Below are 17,881 nucleotides of genomic sequence, written 5' to 3'. Positions count from 1 at the left end.
GCAGCATTCTTTTTATCAATTGCTGTTTTTCTTCTATTGGATATCTTTTATTGTTTTTTGCCATAGGTCTAATCTCCTTCATTATCTTTATTCGAGAATATCATTAATTCTTTCCTACGACAACTATCTTACCACAGGGGGCTAATCCTAAAAATAAAACAATCCTGCTTGTATATTTACGTAATATAACTCCAACATTATATTTCTTTGCGCCAAAACTATAGCTAATCATTGGACTTATTCCTTGACCAAAGCCTACAACAATCATGTTATAAATATAACGAGAATACCCTATAATTGTCATTCCAGCAACGCCAATAAGCCCCATCCTTTTCATAATAACTGCATTCATAATAAACAATGTTATTGAAGATGATAGTTGTCCAATAAGTTCTGAGCTACCATTAGTTAATGTTTGTTTTAAATCTTCTTTAATAAATTCATATTTTTTGAAATGAAACAGTGTTTTAGAACTTACAAAATAGGCTATCATGATAATTGTTCCAACTATAACTGCAATTTCCGAAGCATAAGCCACGCCCTTTATACCTTGCTGTAAAATCACAATAAATACATAGTCTAGTAGTATATTAAGTATAGTTGTTATCAATGTATTCATCATAAAAAGATTTGGTTTGCCTTCACAGCGTAAAAACATCCCCAAAATGATATTGAGCATCATAAATGGATATACCCATAACATTATACCGTAATATAATTTTATTATATCTCTTATATTACTTTCTAAACCTACGTGATATATAATTGGTTTTAACATCAAAGTAAAAGATATAGATAAAAGTGTAAAAGCAATCATTCCTGTTACTAATGTTTGGTTAAAACAATTAATACTTTTATCAATATTTTTTTCTCCTAAGCGTCTTCCAGCTAAAGATCCCCCCCCTGCTCCAATCATAATACCTACAGCTAAAAAAACAAAAAGTATAGGCAACCCAAGATTAATCGCTGCTAAGGCATCTTTACCAATTGACTTTGACACAAAATATCCATCTACTATACTCACTAAAGACGATAATATCATAGCAATAATAGATGGTATAGAATACTTCAAAATATGTTGTAACGGTTGCTTTTCAATTAATTCTAATTTCATAAAAAACTCCTCTCTATTCTTATAGTTTTTACATATCTATAAGTATATAGGAGTATTAAAATATAAACTTCTGAATTTGTGCTTTATTTTATTGGTATATATATATCTATTGAAAAATAATTATTTTCACAGTCTACAACATTATATTTAATAAATATTTTTCGTGTTTCCAATTCTATTTTATGATTTGTTTTAATCAACCATACACTAAACAATCCCTGAAAAGTTTCAAATACCTTTGCACTAGGTCCCTCAAAGTTATAAAGCATATACCTCCCACCCTTAATTATCATGGTAGCAAAGTCAGATTTAATATTCTTAGTTGTAGTAACACAAATATCTGTAATACACCGCTCTGGATCAGTTAGTATAGGATCATCATAGGATATTTGAATCAGCCAACTTTGTTTATCAAAATACATATTATAATTTTCACAAAATCCTTCCCAATGATTTCTAAGATTATGATAATTACCAATAAATCTATTATAAATCACTTGTATATCTTGTAGCTCTACTAATTCCATTTTATTGTTATAATAATCATAATCTTTATTCGTAAGGTCTGCAAAAAATCCTTTATTATTTTCTATAATTTTATTATCAGTAAAATACTTTTTCAAAACAGCTGGTGACTTTTTATAATGTTTTTTAAAAGCTGTACTATAATTAGATGAACTATATCCATAACTTGCACTGATTTCAGTTATAGATTTATCCTGCTCTCTTATTATCTGAGTAGCACTTCTCTCTATCTTAAGTCGCTTAATGAATGCATAAACACTTTCCCCTACCTCTGATTTGAATATTCTATTAAAATAATATTTAGAAAAATGGCAATGCTCTGCAATTTTTTCTACACTCAAATCTTCTTCTAAGTGTTCCTTTATATAATCAATAGCTTCAATAATTATTTTTTTGTACAAAACAATACACCCCATAATAAATTTTTATTTTAATAAGTATGTTCTAACTCATTTATAATATACCATATTCTCCAAGATAGAACTATTATTTCAAAAACAAATGGAAAATGATGATCATAATTATGACCATCATTTTTACAACTAAATATTAAAATTTAAAACTAATGCATATTAATGTACCTTTTGTAAATTAAATTCTTTTTTAAGCTTTTTTAAAGCTCTTTTTTCTATTCTAGATACATATGACCTAGATATATCTAGTCTTTGGGCTATTTCTCTTTGAGTTTTATAACCACTTTTAGTAAGTCCATACCTTAATTCTACTATTTCTTTTTCTCTTAATGTCAATACTTGATTTATTTTTTCATATAACTTTTTGACCTGTATTTTAAGTTCAACTTCATCAATAACATGATCTACATCTGTTCCAAGTATGTCTATTAGAGATATTTCATTATCTTAAATATATTATCAACAAAAAATTCGTCTACTCGCTAACGCGGTGACTCATGTCGCCAACGATCCTTACAGGCTCCGTTGCTCAAAAATAGTTGAAAATATAGCTTTTTTAACAAGTTATCCACAAAGCAAAAAATGATATAATTTCCTATAGGATAAAAAAGCTAATGAGAATATAAAATAAGAGGCTATTAGCCTCTTACTTTATATTCTCAAATGCAGTTGATAACATAAGTTTTATTCTATTTATTTGATTAACTTCACTAACTCCAGGGTCATAATCTACAGCTACTATATTTGATTTTGGATATCTACTTTTAAGCTCTTTTATTACTCCTTTACCAGTTATATGATTAGGAAGACAGCCAAAAGGTTGCATGCATACTATATTCTCAACACCATCTTCTATAAGCTCTATCATTTCTGCTGTTAAAAGCCACCCTTCTCCCGTCTGATTTCCAAGAGATACAACTGAACTTGCCTTATTAGCTAGTTCATATATCTTATTTGGAGAATTAAAATTTTTACTTTTATTTAGATGTTTTCTTATATAGTTTCTTATATGCTCTATGAAATCTATTGTTATTTTGCTTATATCTTTATTTATTTTCTTCCCTGATAAGTATTCATATCTATATATATTCCCATAAATACTATACAAAAAAAAGTCTATAAGATCTAAAACTACAACCTCTACTCCTTCTTTTTCTAGCATTTTTATTATATTATTATTAGCTAGAGGATGATATTTAACCAATATTTCTCCTACTATACCAACTCTTGGTTTTGACTTATATACTATTTCTAAATTATCAAAATCATGTATTATATTTTTTATATTCTTTTTAAATTCACCTAATTTTCCATTTATGATATTTTCAAAACATTTTAAACTCCAACTGTCATATAGTCTATTTGCAGAACCTTTAACCTTCTCATAAGGTCTTGTTTTATATAATACTCGCATAAATAAATCTCCATATATACAACCCATAGCAACTTTTTTTATAAGACCTATACTTATTTTAAATCCAGGATTTTTCTCCATTCCAGATAGATTTGCAGAAATAACAGGAATATTATTAAATCCTGCATCTTTTAATGCCTTTCTTAAAAAACCTATGTAATTACTAGCTCTACAGCCACCACCCGTTTGAGATATTATTATTGATGTATTATTTATATCATATTTATTAGATTTTAAAGCATTTATTATCTGACCTACAACTATTATAGAGGGATAGCACGCATCATTATTTACGTATTTAAGTCCTTCATCTATACATTTTCTATCCAAGGACTTAATTACTTCTAAATTATATCCTTCACTTTTAAATGCCTCTTGTATAAATCTAAAATGTATAGGAGACATTTGAGGACATAATATAGTATGAGTTTTCTTCATATTCTTAGTAAAAAATATTTTTTTATCATCTGACTGAGATTTTTTTATGTTCTTATTTTTTTCTTTAATTGCAGATATTAAGGATCTTATTCTAATACTTGCAGCCCCTAAATTATTTACTTCATCTATCTTAATCAAAGTATATATCTTTGTATCAAGTATTTCCTTAACTTGGTCACTAGTTACTGCGTCAAGTCCACAACCAAATGAATTGAGCTGTATAATCTCTAAATTGTCATTTTCCTTAACATAGCTTGCTGCTGAATAAAGTCTTGAATGATACATCCATTGATCAAGTGCTCTTAGAGGTTTTTTTATTTTCCCTAAATGAGATACACTATCCTCAGTTAAAACAGCTATTGAATTAGATGTTATTATATTTTGTATTCCATGATTTATTTGAGGATCTATATGATATGGTCTACCAGCTAAAACTATACCTATTTTTGAATTTTCCTTTAAGTATCTTACAACCTCTTCTCCTTTTTTTCTTATATCATTTTTAACTCTAACATCTTCATCCCAAGCCTTATTTACTGCTATATCAATTTCTTTTTTTGATACTTCAAACTCTCTTAATATATCATACATCCTTTTCATAAGTCTTTTCTTATTGTCATAAGGTATAAATGGATTAATAAGCTTTATATTATTTTCCTTTATTATATTCATATTATTTTTAATAACTTCAGAATATGATGTTACTACAGGGCAGTTAAAGTTGTTATTTGCATTTTTAAATTCTTTTTTTTCATGACTTATACACGGATAAAATATAATATCTACCCCTTTTTTTGCAAGATAATTTATATGCCCATGAACCATTTTAGCTGGATAACAAGTTGATTCTGACGGTATACTATCCATTCCAAGCTCATAAATTTTACTTGAGGAATGAGGTGATATTTCCACTCTAAATCCAAGTTCATTAAAAAAGGTAAACCAAAATGGATAGTTTTCATATATGTTAAGTACTCTAGGTATACCTATAGTTCCCCTTTTAGCTTTTTCTTTTTCTATAGGAGTGTAATCGAATATTTTATTGTATTTATATTCATACATATCAAATGCATGCTGAGATTTTATTTGATTAACTCCTTTTTCACACCTATTCCCAGATATGAATTTCTCACCATTTTGAAATTTATTTATAGTAATAGAGCAGTTATTAGAACATTTTTTACACCTTGTAGATATAGTTTTGACTGAAAAATTCTTTAATTCTTCTTCTATTAAAAGATTTGTTTTATATCCATTAAAGTATCTATTTTTAGATATTATAGCCGCACCATATGCTCCCATAAGACCTGATATATCTGGTCTTACAACTTCTTTTTCTAGTATTTTTTCAATACATCTAAGTATAGCATCATTATAGAAAGTCCCACCCTGGACTACTATGTTATCCCCTAAATCATTTTTATCTTTTATTTTTATTACTTTATAAAGAGCATTTTTTACTACAGAGTATGAAAGCCCAGCTGATATATCAGATATGTCATATCCTTCTTTTTGAGCCTGCTTTACTTTTGAATTCATAAATACAGTACACCTAGATCCTAAATCTACTGGCGTCTTAGCCATCAATGCTTTATCTGAAAATCTCTTAACATCCATATTAAGAGATTTTGCAAAAGTCTCTATAAAGGATCCACACCCAGATGAACACGCTTCATTTAACATTATGTCATCTATTACACCGTTTTTTATTTTTAAGCATTTCATATCTTGTCCACCAATATCTAAAATAAAATCTACACCCGGCAAAAAATGCTTAGCTGCATTATAATGTGCAACAGTTTCAACTTCCCCATAATCTAAAGATAAAGCTGATTTTAATAAATCTTCTCCATATCCAGTTGAAGTCGAATATACTATATTAGCTTCTTTTGGTAGCTTAAAGTACATATCCTTCAATATTTTAACTGCCAACTCAAGAGGTCTTCCTTCATTTAATCCATAAAACGAGTATAGTAAATTTTTATTATCATCAATAAGAGCAACTTTAGTTGTTGTAGATCCTGCATCTATTCCTAAATAGCAATTTCCCTTATACTCCTTAATATCATTTTTTTTAATTTTATTTTTTCTATGTCTTTTTCTAAATTCTTCGAGTTCATATTTATCATTAAATAAAGCCTCCATATTAGATGATTTCATAGTTCTTAAATTATCTAACTTATATAAATTATTTTTTAGCTTCTCAAATTTTATTATATTCTTATTTTTTGATTCTATAGCTGCTCCTAGTGCTACATAAAATTGAGCATCTTTTGGAAATATAGCTTCGTTATCACTCAAATTTAATGTTTCCTTAAATCTATTTCTAAGCTCTGATAAAAAATAAAGTGGTCCTCCCAAAAACATTACTCTTCCCTTGATACTTTTCCCGCAGGAAAGCCCTGTTATAGTTTGATTCACAACAGCTTGAAATATAGAAGCTGCTATATTTTCCCTACGAACTCCTTGATTTATAAGAGGTTGTATATCACTCTTTGCAAACACTCCGCATCTAGCAGCAACTGGATATATATCAGTATAGTTTTTTGCAAGATCATTAAGACCTATAGGATCTGTATTTATCAAGGATGACATCTGATCTATAAATGCGCCTGTTCCTCCTGCACATGTTCCATTCATTCTTTGTTCTATTGATCCCTCAAAAAAAGTTATCTTAGCATCCTCTCCTCCAAGTTCTATACAAACATCAACATTCTCTTTAGAAGATTGAATTGCTTTTGTACAAGCTACAACTTCTTGAATAAACTCTAGATTTAAAATTTTAGCTATACCCATACCGCCCGAACCTGTTATCATAATAGTTGTGCTAAAATCTTTAAATTCATCAAATAAATCATTTATAACTTCTTTAATAGTTTTAGTTATATCTGAATAATGCCTTTTATATTTTTTGAAAACTATATTATTATATTTATCTATTAAGACTAACTTTACTGTAGTAGACCCTATATCCAATCCCATATGCAATAAATCATTCATATAATCCACAGCTTCATAGCTGCAACTCACCCCCTATGCCTTATATGAATTGTATTGTTAATTATATGATTATAATTCATTACTTATCTCTATTTTTTAATATATTTTCAACAATTTCTCTGCTAATATCATGAAATTCTTCTAATATATAATTTATGTCATCTCTAGATTGTATATCTGGTTCTACTATATATACAGTTGTATTTCCCCTTATATGTACTTCATTATATTTTATTTTTTTATTCATATTTAAGCCTCCCATTTGATTATATGAGGCTTAAATGTTGTCCTATTCTTATATAAATAAAAGAGCAGTTAATGGAATAAATAATTCCATTAACTGCTCTTTTATTTATATATTTATTTTTGAATTTGTTCGCCGTTCATAATAGTTCTTTGTCTTACTTGCTTTTCTACTTTAGGGCATCTTATTTCAAGTATTCCACTTTGTAAATTAGCATCAATTGATTCTGCTCTTACACTTGTTGGTAAAGGTATAGTTCTGTTTAATATAAGATTCTCAGTTCCTGTCCATGCAGATCCTGAAATAGAAACAGAATTATCAGTTGCATTTAAATTCATATTATTTATTCCTAAATCTCCTACACATGCAGTAACAACTACATCACTTGCAGTCTCAGAAATATCTATACTTGGTTGAACTACAAAACTTCTCACATAATAATTTTGATGAGCACCTATATATTCTTGTGGTTGAATTCCTTGACCTTGTAAAAATCCTCCATTTTGTAATTGGTTATAATGACTAGCAGAAACAACTGGATGTCCTATAAATTGAGATTGATTATATCCACCCCATCCTTGATTTATATGATTAGTAATTATTCCACTACCAGTATTTATATTAGTATTCATAGCATTTACAGTAGCTGTTGGATTTAAAGAATAAGCTACTGTAGTACCCATATTAGACATATTTGTTGAAACTGGCATAAAGCGTAATTCATTAAAATTTTGATTCATTGTGTTGCCTCCTCGAATTTTTTATTTTTTAACCCAAGAGTATTATGAACAAATATGTACTAATATATTCATTTTTGATTTAATAATTTTAACGCAGGATTTTGTTCTTTAAAGTTTATATTCAATTATTATCTACCTCAATTAATATAAATATTCTTATTCAACCATTGTCTAAAAAATTGTAATTGTTCTTCTGTGTGAAAATGATGTTCTCCATTCTGCATTACTTGTAAATTACAATTAAAACTGTTCATAAATTCACATAGTGCATCAAACTCACACAAATTATCTTCTGAACCGTAGAGAATTGAAGTTGAATTATTCCAAATATCAATAGAATTTTCTTTCACATAGCAATAATAATCCCAATAAAGTGTTTGTCCAGTAGGCGTTGGAATTTCTTTTTCTTCTTTTAATCTGCTTTCACTTACGTTAAACCATGTCATCATATTCTTTATGATACGTTCCATATTTACAACTGGTGAGAGAAACAAACATTGTTTCAACTTCACATTTTTATATGCTAATAGACTAAAATATGCTCCAATACTACAGGCAAATACACTTATATTATTTGATAATACTTTTGCATAACACATAATTGTATTAAGGTCTTGAATGCAGTTTTGAACTTTACAAGCATAGTTTTCATCTTTGCGATCACCATGTTCAGGTAAATCAAAACTAAGTACTTGATAACCTATTTCTGTTGCTTCTTCTGCAAATATAACAATGGTATCATCTTCCTTATTTGACATATGCCCATGAACTACTACAAACAACTTATCTGATTTATCCCCCCATAAAATCGCAGGAATATCTTCTATATTTAAATTTTGTTTTCTCATTACAATTTACCCTCCATAAATATAAACAACTTATTTAGTTTATATTAATTTTTTTGACATTCTTTATAATTCATTTACCTAATAAAATTATAACCTTGTCTCTACTAAACTATCTAGTACATAAATGATTCTGTAATAAAGTTGTCCAAAAATCATAATTCTACTTTTTTAAAAAAAGAGATGTTTTATATCATCCAAATGGACAACATAAAAACACCTCTTATTTTTATACCTTCTGCTTTTCTTTCCTAATTATTCTTCTAATACTGTGTTCTGTAAGATAAAATTGTGCAGCAAGTTCTTTAACAAGCATCCCTTGTTTATACCTATTAAAAATTTCCTTATTCCTTTTCTTTAAACTATTTTTTATACCACTATTTTCACCCCAAGCTTTTTTACTATCACTTTTTCTGGGTATATATAGATATCCACCATCTATATATTCTTGAATCAATTCAAGAATATCATGAGGTAATATATTTTGTGCTTTTTCATATTTCATAATTTTTGCTCCAATCTACATTTAATCTGCACATAACGAAGCAAAGCCCACACAAAAATATTTTAACCTAAACTAATCAAAATTCGGCTCCAAGCAAGACCCTGTTCTATATTTTTTATGTAGTCTTTGCACGGAGCCTTTTCTAACAGTACGCTCAAATACATCTCTCATACATAATCCTCACCTTTCACTAAAATCCTTATTTACTATAGTAATATTTACCATATCATTTTAACTATATTATAACAACATTTTTACATCCATTTTTTGTAACTATTTCTTTGTATTCTTCCATTAAATTTTGCCCCGGAGTATAAGATATGAGTTTGTCTTGTCTTACTCCTAATTGTCTATATTTTATAAGCTTATACCTTACATTTGTATTGTATTTAGCTATAATCTTGCTTACATTATCTACATTATTTTTATTGTTCAGCACTTCTGGAACTATTACAGTCCTTACCTCATATAACTTATCCTTTTCTAGTAAAAACTTTAGATTTTCTAGAACATTAGTGTTATCTTGTCCTGTTAATTTTATATGTTCTTTTTTATCAAAGGATTTTACATCAAGCATAAATTTATCTACTACATCTACAAATTTTAAATGGTTTTTTAATGATATAGAACCATTTGTATCAATAAAATATGAGAGCCCAATTTCCTTAACTCGTTCACCTAGTTCTAGTAAGAATTTTAGATTCATTGTACATTCTCCGCCTGAAACGGTTACTCCTGATACAAAATTTTTCACCTTATTTATTTTATTCAGTATATCCTCTACTGACATACTATTGGCTCTTGGATCACTATTTCTGTCACATGCCTTTAAACATAGTCCACATTGGGTGCACAAGCTACTGTCGTATTCAACAATATTTTTCCTAAACTTTAATGCTTTATTTGGGCATATACCTATACACTTTCCACAGTTGTTACATATATTTATAGTTTCTGGATTATGACAATACAAACAGTTAAAATTACATCCCTGCATAAATATAACACTTCTATTGCCAGGTCCATCAACAGAGCTAAATGGAAGTATTCTATTTACTAAGCCCTTACACATCTTTTCTTATCTTTCTTTCTAATACCTTATTGTTATTTACAGCTCCCATTCCAAAAACTACAGTATCTTGAAGTACCTGCTTACCTTTTTGAAGTTTTTCTATTTCTGACTTTTTAACTAAATATCCAGTGATTCTTATAACATCGCAATCCGTAGAATATAAAGAGAAATATCTCATTTCTTCTTTAAATGCACCTTTTATTATATCTAGTATATATTCCGGGTTTTTCTTCGCCATAGAGTCAAAGTTGAATATATCACCTATCCCAGATGGGAAGTATTTATGAAATTTTGCTGATTGAATTAACTGCTGATGTATCTCAGGTTCTTCTCCTATAGGAATTCTACATCCTGGGCTTATTCCTTCATCTGTATCTATTCCAACTTGTGCATGAAGAATATATTTATTATTTGAAGCTTTACAGTAAATAGCTTCATGCTTATTTACTTCTTCTTCCAGTTTTTGGATTATTCTAATTCCTAATTCATTAGCCCTCTGACTATGGCCAAATCTATCTTCTTTAATGTCTGAATTTATAAAATGATTTACACTCTCAGCAAGTCCAAACATACCAAACATTGCTGTGAAGTTATCTTTTTCTATTAGATTTTCTCTAACCAAGAAACTTGATTCAAAGAAACCACTTTCTTCTACTAAAAATTTTACTCTTTCATCCATGTACTTAGCCATTATTTTTACTGCCTCTGGGAGCTTATTTTCTATAAAATCATTCTCATCTTTTGATGTTTTGCTAAGCCCTGCAAGATTTAATCTAACTAAGGTATGACTTCCGCCTGCTGTATTAAGACCATTGTAACAGCTTACTATTGCATAATTTTGTCCAAAATCATTTAAAAACATTTTATGATTTGCAAAGCTAGGTTTAGCAGTTACAAGAGCTGTTTTTATGCATTCAATTGCAAATTCATCTGAAGTTTCATCAGAATACTTAATAGTTATATTAGGTATTGCATTTTCAAGTTCTCTTTCTGCTTTTAATATAAGTCTTCCAGCTTTTGTATCTTTAGGACCTATATTCGCATGACAGAATGAATCTGTAATAGTTCTATCAATATGAGTTAAAAACAATTTTATAGCTTTATAAGCTTCATCCTCATCCTCTATAAACCTATCAAGTAGTGTATCTATATTTCCTATATAAACAGGAAAAGATGTTATTGATGGAACGTGCTTGTATAAAATTAGTAAACTATTTACTGCTTCCCAAATATCCTTGGGAGGCTCTATACCTAAAAACTCACTTCCATTTGTAATAAATCTTTCATAATCAGGAACTATATATCTAGGTCTGTACGGAGAATTCCCTTCGTTAAGATCACATATTATTCCTTCTTCTCTGTACTTTTGTGCCATCTCACTTATTTCTAGCACATTTAAAGTTCCCTCTGCAGCCCTAGCAAGACTCATAACCTTCTGTTCATAAGTCATAGTAGTATCCTTTATTATGTTCAAAATATTAGTCATGGTTCTCCACTCTCCATTTAAAATATTTTAACCACTTCTAAATGGTTGTTTAACACACTAATGTCAAAAAAACTTATAGTATGCTGTTACTTATATATTATACCCTTTTAATATTTTTATCAAATCTTATTTTCGCCTATACATATATTTTAATCACTATAAATATAATTTTGATATATACCTATTAGTAGAAAGGACGATGTTCATGAACAACACTTGTATTTATCTTAGAAAATCAAGAGCAGATGAAGAAGCTGAAAAAAAAGGTGATAAAGAAACTCTTATAAAACATAAGAAAGCACTACTTAAATATGCAAAAGAAAATAATTTAAATATATTAAAAATTAGGGAAGAAATAGTGTCTGGAGAAAGCCTAATGCACAGACCTCAAATGCTACAACTTTTAAATGATGTAGAAAATAACCTATACGACTCTGTTTTATGCATGGATATAGATAGACTTGGAAGAGGTAATATGAAGGAACAAGGTCTTATTCTTGAAACATTTAAAAATTCTAATACTAAAATAATAACACCTAGAAAGATATACAATTTAGAAGATGAATTTGATGAAGAATATTCAGAGTTTGAGGCATTTATGGCTAGAAAAGAGCTTAAAATAATAAATAGGCGTCTTCAAAATGGTAGAATAAGAAGTGTTGAAGATGGAAATTATTTAGGAACTCTTCCTCCGTATGGATATGAAATTTGTTACAAGGATAACTACAGGACATTAACTCCTCATTCAGAACAATCTATAGTAGTGAAAATTATATTTGATTTATATACAAATCATCATTTAGGATCTAAAAAAATAGCTGATAAACTAAATAACATGAACTATAAAAGCTATACAGGTTCAAATTGGTCATCATCATCAGTTCTTTCAATAATAAAAAATAATGTATATACAGGTAGAATACAATGGAAAAAAACTATTAATAAAAAATCAAATGAAATAGGCAAAAACAAAGAAACTAAGATTAGACCAAAAACAGAATGGATAGATGTTCAGGGAAAACACAAAGCTATTATTTCTTCAAGAACATACGAAAAAGCTCAAAAAATTCTATCAAGTCGCTCTCATAGCCCTTTTAATTCAAAAGCTAAGATTTCAAACCCTCTAGCAGGAGTTATTAGATGTTTTTATTGTAATTCATCTATGGTTCTTAGACCATATAAAAATAGAGACTCTCAAATTATGTGTCCTAAAAACTGTTTAAATAAAAGCAGTAAGCTTACATATATAGAAAATAACCTATTATCATCTTTGAAATACTGGTTAAAAAAATATGAACTCGATCTAAATAGGTATTATAATGATGATAAAAATAAGGATAAGTTATTATATAAAAATATCCTCCAAGGCTTAAAAAAAGAGTTGAATACCTTAAATCTTCAAAAAAATAATTTACACGATTTATTAGAAAGAAATATATACGATGAATCTACCTATATATCTAGATTAAATTCAATTAATAAAAAAATAAAAGATGTACAGCATTCTATAGATGAAACTAATAATAAACTAATAAATATTTCTAAAAAATTTGATTTAAGTTGTATTCCAAGATTTACACACCTTCTAGATATATATGAAAAGACAGATAATAATGCATTAAAAAATAGATTATTAAAGTCACTATTAAATAATGTTATATATAAAAAAGAAAAGCATAAAAGAAATGATGAGTTCACATTAATAATTTACCCTAAATTACCAAAAGAGTAGCGAATCGCTACTCTTTTTAAATATTAATGAAATATTTTGTTTAATTCTACTTTTATATCATCAATACTCTTTCCTGTAGCTTTTATCACTGGTATTTTGCTTGATGATGTCTCAATTCCTATAAAATTTGATTTTGATCCTGATACTAATAATGCATCGAAATTATTTAGATAATTTGGATTATTCTTTTCATTAGTATCTATTATATCTATTTGGTAACCTTCTCTTTTTAGATCATTTTTTACAAATGACATAGTTCTTTCAACAGCTATATTTTTCACCATAAAACCTCCTATATTTAAAGTTGATATAAGGTTTAAGATATTTCATTCCCTTCTTTATCTACACCGATAGGATCTTGAAGGGATACCTCTCCTTTATTTTTTTTACCCGCTCTTATGCTCATAAGTATCTCATTTTCTATACACCTTGCAGCATAAGTTGCAAGTCTTGTTCCTTTATCAATATTGAATGTCTCTATTGCCTTTATAAGTCCAATAGTTCCAATAGATATTAAATCTTCTATATCATCTTGATAGTTGGTATATTTTTTCACTATATGAGCTACTAACCTTAAATTTCTTTCTACTAGAATAGATTTGACACTTAAGTCTCCTTGCCTAAACTTTTTTAAATATTCTAGTTCTTCTTTAGGGGTTAGTGGATTTGGAAACGATTTTGTATTTGTCAATATATTCACCCCCCATATAATAAGTCACTTTACATTATATGAGGGTGCTTATATTATTGTGCCTGTACTTGTTTAATATTATTTATATTTTCAATTATATCTTTAAATACAGGGGCCGCAGCCCCTCCTCCTGATTTCCCATCATATACAAATACAGTTACTACATATTTAGGTATTTTTGCTGGATAATATCCAGTAAACCATCCATGTACAAATTTTTTCCCATTAATATAGTATTCTGCTGAACCTGTTTTTCCTGCACTATTTCCGTGTATTCCTTTTATATTTTTAGCAGTACCTTCTTCAACAACTCCTTCCATTAGCTTTTTTGTTCTATTCACTATAAAAGGAGACATAACCACCTTGTCTTTTTCTATTTTATACTTTTCTATCTCATTCATATTTTGGTCTAATATAGAATCAAATAGATATAGTTTTTTATATACTCCATTATTAGCTATTATCTGAGTCATTTGATTTATTTGAAGAGGAGTTACTTCTATATCTCCTTGTCCTATTGATATATTTCCTATAGCATTTCCCTTGACAGAGTCTCCTTTTGGAAGTGGCGTTTCTTTTTCTTCTTCTAACCCTATATCTATTTTATCTGATAGTCCCATTCTCTTTGCAGTTTCTAATATTTTTTTACTTCCCAGCCTTTTTCCTACTTCGACAAATACTGGATTACATGAATTATAAAAAGCTTCTTTAAATGTTTCTTCCCCATGTCCTTCTCTTTTCCAACACTTTATCTTCATTCCATCAAATTCTATATATCCCTTACAGTTGAATTTTTCTTCTTCATCTACTACTCCTTCTTCAAATGCTGCAAGTGTTACTATTATTTTAAATATAGATCCTGGTGGATATTTACATTGAATAGCTTTATTTAATAGTTCTTGATTCTCACTATTTATATATTTTTCTATCTTATTTGGGTTAAAATTTGGTCTTGATGTCATAGCAAGTATTTCACCTGTATTTACATCAGATACCACAACAGCCCCATCTTTATGCTTTTTATCAAGTGCTTTCTCAACTATACTTTGTATGTTATAATCTATAGTCAATTTTATATTCTTATAATTTGTATTATTACTTTTGTATTTTTTAAAACTCCCAGGAATTACATTTTTTCTAGCGTCTACGAATGCCTCTACATATTCTCTGTTTTGATCTTTTAATAAATCATTCTTGGCTTTTTCAATTCCACTTACACCTTTATTTTCATATTTATTTATATAACCTAAAACATGTGTTAATATATTCTCACTTCTATATCTATATTTTTTATTAACTATTAAAATTGCACTCTTACTCTCTATTTCTTTTCTTAAATTCTCATTTAAATATTTTATTTTAAACTCTATCATATTACTTTTGGTCTCAAATTCATTATATATTTCTTTTTCAGAGAGCTTTGTAACTTTCTTTAGTATATCTATTTTTTCTTTATCTAAATTAAAGTTTCTCTTTAGTATTACAACTATATCTTCATTTTCATTATCTGTAAGTTCTACATTATCTCTATCATATATAGTCCCTCTATTACTAGTTAAGTCTATTTTTATTTCACTTTGTCTTATAGCCCTTTCATAATATACTTTACCTTTATAAGCTTGTATATACATAAGCCTTGCAAATAAAGATATAAATATAAATATAAAAGTAAATAAAACTATTGAAAGTCTCTTATCTTGTTTTATTTTACTTTTTTTTCTCAAAAAAACACCCCCTGATAGAAATTATTTTTTCCAATTATCAAGGGGTTAATACTTTAATTAATCATCTTTTTTAACTTTTGACTCTATTATAGATTTTATCTTAGCAACAACTATATCTATAGCAACACTATTATAACCACCTTCTGGCATTATAATATCTGCATATTTTTTATAAGGCTCTATAAACTGCATATGAGCTGGTCTTACAGTAGCAAGGTATTGTTCTATTACTGAATCAACTGTTCTTCCTCTCTCTTCTATATCTCTTTGTATTCTTCTAAGTATTCTAATATCATTATCTGTATCTACAAATATCTTTATATCCAACATATTTCTTAAATTTTCATCTTCTAATACCATTATACCTTCAACAACTATTATATCTTTAGAAAAAATCTCTGTATATTTGTCTAAATCTCTAGTATGTTTTTCAAAGTTATATACTGGTTTTTTAATGCTTTTTCCATCAAGTAAATCATTTAAGTGACCTATTAAAAGTTCATTATCAAACGCAAATGGATGATCGTAATTTGTCTTTAATCTATCTTTAAATTCAAGATGGCTTTGGTCTTTATAGTAAGCATCTTGTTCTATAATTGATAAATTTTCCTCAGGTATACTTTCTATTATAGCTTTAGTTACTGTACTCTTTCCCGAACCAGTTCCACCAGTTATTCCTATTATTAGGGGCCTATTTTTCATTGTCTATCACCTTTCTTAATATATAATTTTCTTTAACACAAGCATCAAACTTGATTTTAATTATTTGTCTAGGATGAGGAGCTACTTCTATTTCTTCACCTTTTTCATTCCACATTTTATCTATCTTAGTGTAAATAGTCTCTTTACGTGGACCTATTATTTCTATTTGATTTCCTACAAACATTCTGTTTCTTTGTTCTACTGTTGCTATACCTTCTTCTTTATCAAAAGATTTAACAAGTCCTATAAAATCATAATCTCTTATATATGAACTAGATCCATAGTGTTGCTCATCTGATTTTGGCTTATCAAAATAAAAACCAGTTGTAAAATCTCTATGACTAGCTTTTTTAATTTCATCAAGCCACATAGCATTAAACTTCCAATTTTTAGGATTTTTATAATACTCATCTATAGCCATTCTATATGCTCTAACAACAGATGCTACATAATAAGATGTTTTCATTCTACCTTCTATTTTAAGGCTCTTAATTCCAGATTCTATTATTTGAGGTATATACTCTATCATACATAAATCTTTTGAATTAAAAAAGAATGTACCTCTCTCATCTTCATATACAGGATAATACTCTCCAGGTCTTTTTTCTTCAACTAAAGAATACTCCCATCTACAAGGATGAGCACAAGCTCCTCTATTTGCATCTCTTCCAGTCATATAGTTACTTATAAGACATCTCCCTGAATATGATATGCACATAGCCCCATGTACAAATGCTTCTATTTCCATATCCTCAGGTATATTATCTCTAATTTGTTTTATTTCTTCAAATGAAAGCTCTCTAGCAGTTACTACCCTGTTAACTCCTTGGTTGTACCAAAACTTAGCACTCATATAGTTAGTATTGTTAGCTTGAGTACTTAAATGTACCTCCATATCAGGTATAACAGTTTTTACAACCGATAATACCCCTGGATCTGATACTATTACAGCATCAACTCCTATTTCTTCAAGCTGCTTTAGATATTCACTTAATCCTTTAAAGTCTTCATTATGAGGTATTACATTAACAGTTACATATAACTTCTTATCTCTATCATGAACGAACTTCACGCCTTCTTGCATTTGTTCATAAGTGAAGTTTTTAGCACCTGCTCTTAGTCCAAAAAACTCTCCTCCAACATATACAGCATCTGCACCATATTCAATGGCCATCTTTAACTTTTCTAAATCTCCAGCTGGAGCTAGTAATTCTACCTTTTGCATATTAACACCTC

Annotated in this window: 16 protein-coding genes; 1 reads left to right on the top strand and 15 read right to left on the bottom strand. The window is 28.3% G+C overall.

Annotation, left to right across the window (positions count from 1 at the left end; all coding sequences use genetic code 11):
* Window positions 1-103: 103 nt before the first annotated feature.
* The 10 genes from N4A48_RS00255 to N4A48_RS00210 form a co-directional block, all read right to left on the bottom strand.
* Window positions 104-1,114, bottom strand: coding sequence for an MATE family efflux transporter (locus N4A48_RS00255; protein WP_293663670.1), 1,011 nt, complete (start codon window positions 1,112-1,114; stop codon window positions 104-106).
* Between the two features lie 83 nt (window positions 1,115-1,197).
* The gene (locus N4A48_RS00250; protein WP_293663669.1) at window positions 1,198-2,040 is read right to left on the bottom strand and encodes an AraC family transcriptional regulator; all 843 of its coding nucleotides are present in this window, start codon (window positions 2,038-2,040) and stop codon (window positions 1,198-1,200) included.
* Between the two features lie 171 nt (window positions 2,041-2,211).
* Window positions 2,212-2,448, bottom strand: coding sequence for a sigma-70 family RNA polymerase sigma factor (locus N4A48_RS00245; protein WP_330665012.1), 237 nt, complete (start codon window positions 2,446-2,448; stop codon window positions 2,212-2,214).
* 250 nt (window positions 2,449-2,698) lie between these two features.
* Window positions 2,699-6,904, bottom strand: a complete 4,206-nt coding sequence (locus tag N4A48_RS00240; protein ID WP_293663668.1) for a 2-hydroxyacyl-CoA dehydratase — start codon at window positions 6,902-6,904, stop codon at window positions 2,699-2,701.
* A gap of 79 nt (window positions 6,905-6,983) precedes the next feature.
* Entirely contained in the window at window positions 6,984-7,151 is a 168-nt protein-coding gene (locus tag N4A48_RS00235; RefSeq protein WP_293663667.1) for a hypothetical protein, read from the bottom strand.
* A 113-nt stretch (window positions 7,152-7,264) separates the two neighbouring features.
* Window positions 7,265-7,888 carry an Hsp20/alpha crystallin family protein gene (locus N4A48_RS00230; RefSeq protein WP_293663666.1) on the bottom strand — a complete coding sequence of 208 codons (624 nt, stop codon included), beginning with the start codon at window positions 7,886-7,888 and terminating at the stop codon, window positions 7,265-7,267.
* Between the two features lie 137 nt (window positions 7,889-8,025).
* The gene (locus N4A48_RS00225) at window positions 8,026-8,736 is read right to left on the bottom strand and encodes an alpha/beta hydrolase (protein WP_293663665.1); all 711 of its coding nucleotides are present in this window, start codon (window positions 8,734-8,736) and stop codon (window positions 8,026-8,028) included.
* A 226-nt stretch (window positions 8,737-8,962) separates the two neighbouring features.
* Window positions 8,963-9,238 carry a CD3324 family protein gene (locus N4A48_RS00220; protein WP_293663664.1) on the bottom strand — a complete coding sequence of 92 codons (276 nt, stop codon included), beginning with the start codon at window positions 9,236-9,238 and terminating at the stop codon, window positions 8,963-8,965.
* 235 nt (window positions 9,239-9,473) lie between these two features.
* The gene (locus N4A48_RS00215) at window positions 9,474-10,310 is read right to left on the bottom strand and encodes a YjjW family glycine radical enzyme activase (RefSeq protein WP_293663663.1); all 837 of its coding nucleotides are present in this window, start codon (window positions 10,308-10,310) and stop codon (window positions 9,474-9,476) included.
* The gene (locus tag N4A48_RS00210; protein WP_293663662.1) at window positions 10,303-11,796 is read right to left on the bottom strand and encodes a YjjI family glycine radical enzyme; all 1,494 of its coding nucleotides are present in this window, start codon (window positions 11,794-11,796) and stop codon (window positions 10,303-10,305) included. Before N4A48_RS00210 ends, N4A48_RS00215 begins: the two co-directional genes overlap by 8 nt.
* Before the next feature lie 205 nt (window positions 11,797-12,001).
* Here N4A48_RS00210 and N4A48_RS00205 point away from each other — a divergent pair, with 205 nt between their 5' ends.
* Window positions 12,002-13,528 (top strand): recombinase family protein, encoded by a 1,527-nt coding sequence (locus tag N4A48_RS00205; RefSeq protein ID WP_293663661.1) that lies wholly within the window; start codon window positions 12,002-12,004, stop codon window positions 13,526-13,528.
* A gap of 23 nt (window positions 13,529-13,551) precedes the next feature.
* Here the strand turns inward: N4A48_RS00205 and N4A48_RS00200 are convergent, their stop codons facing one another.
* From N4A48_RS00200 to N4A48_RS00180, 5 genes are read right to left on the bottom strand one after another with little or no spacing between them, the layout of a single operon-like run.
* On the bottom strand, window positions 13,552-13,809 hold the full coding sequence (locus tag N4A48_RS00200) for a YkuS family protein (RefSeq protein WP_293663660.1): 258 nt from the start codon (window positions 13,807-13,809) through the stop codon (window positions 13,552-13,554).
* Window positions 13,810-13,844: 35 nt separating this feature from the next.
* Window positions 13,845-14,219: a sigma-70 family RNA polymerase sigma factor gene (locus N4A48_RS00195; protein ID WP_293663659.1), complete on the bottom strand. Its 375-nt coding sequence runs from the start codon at window positions 14,217-14,219 to the stop codon at window positions 13,845-13,847.
* A gap of 53 nt (window positions 14,220-14,272) precedes the next feature.
* Window positions 14,273-15,943 carry a peptidoglycan D,D-transpeptidase FtsI family protein gene (locus N4A48_RS00190; protein WP_293663658.1) on the bottom strand — a complete coding sequence of 557 codons (1,671 nt, stop codon included), beginning with the start codon at window positions 15,941-15,943 and terminating at the stop codon, window positions 14,273-14,275.
* Between the two features lie 57 nt (window positions 15,944-16,000).
* A complete protein-coding gene (gene udk, locus N4A48_RS00185) occupies window positions 16,001-16,645 on the bottom strand; it encodes a uridine kinase (protein ID WP_293663657.1) in 645 nt (214 codons plus the stop codon).
* On the bottom strand, window positions 16,635-17,870 hold the full coding sequence (locus N4A48_RS00180) for a peptidase U32 family protein (protein ID WP_293663656.1): 1,236 nt from the start codon (window positions 17,868-17,870) through the stop codon (window positions 16,635-16,637). The genes udk and N4A48_RS00180 overlap by 11 nt, the downstream gene beginning before the upstream one ends.
* Window positions 17,871-17,881 lie beyond the last annotated feature (11 nt).

Origin of the sequence: Tepidibacter sp., from assembly GCF_025210165.1 — a bacterium.
Lineage (GTDB): Bacteria > Bacillota > Clostridia > Peptostreptococcales > Peptostreptococcaceae > Tepidibacter_A.
This window is presented reverse-complemented; position numbering and strand designations above follow the sequence as displayed.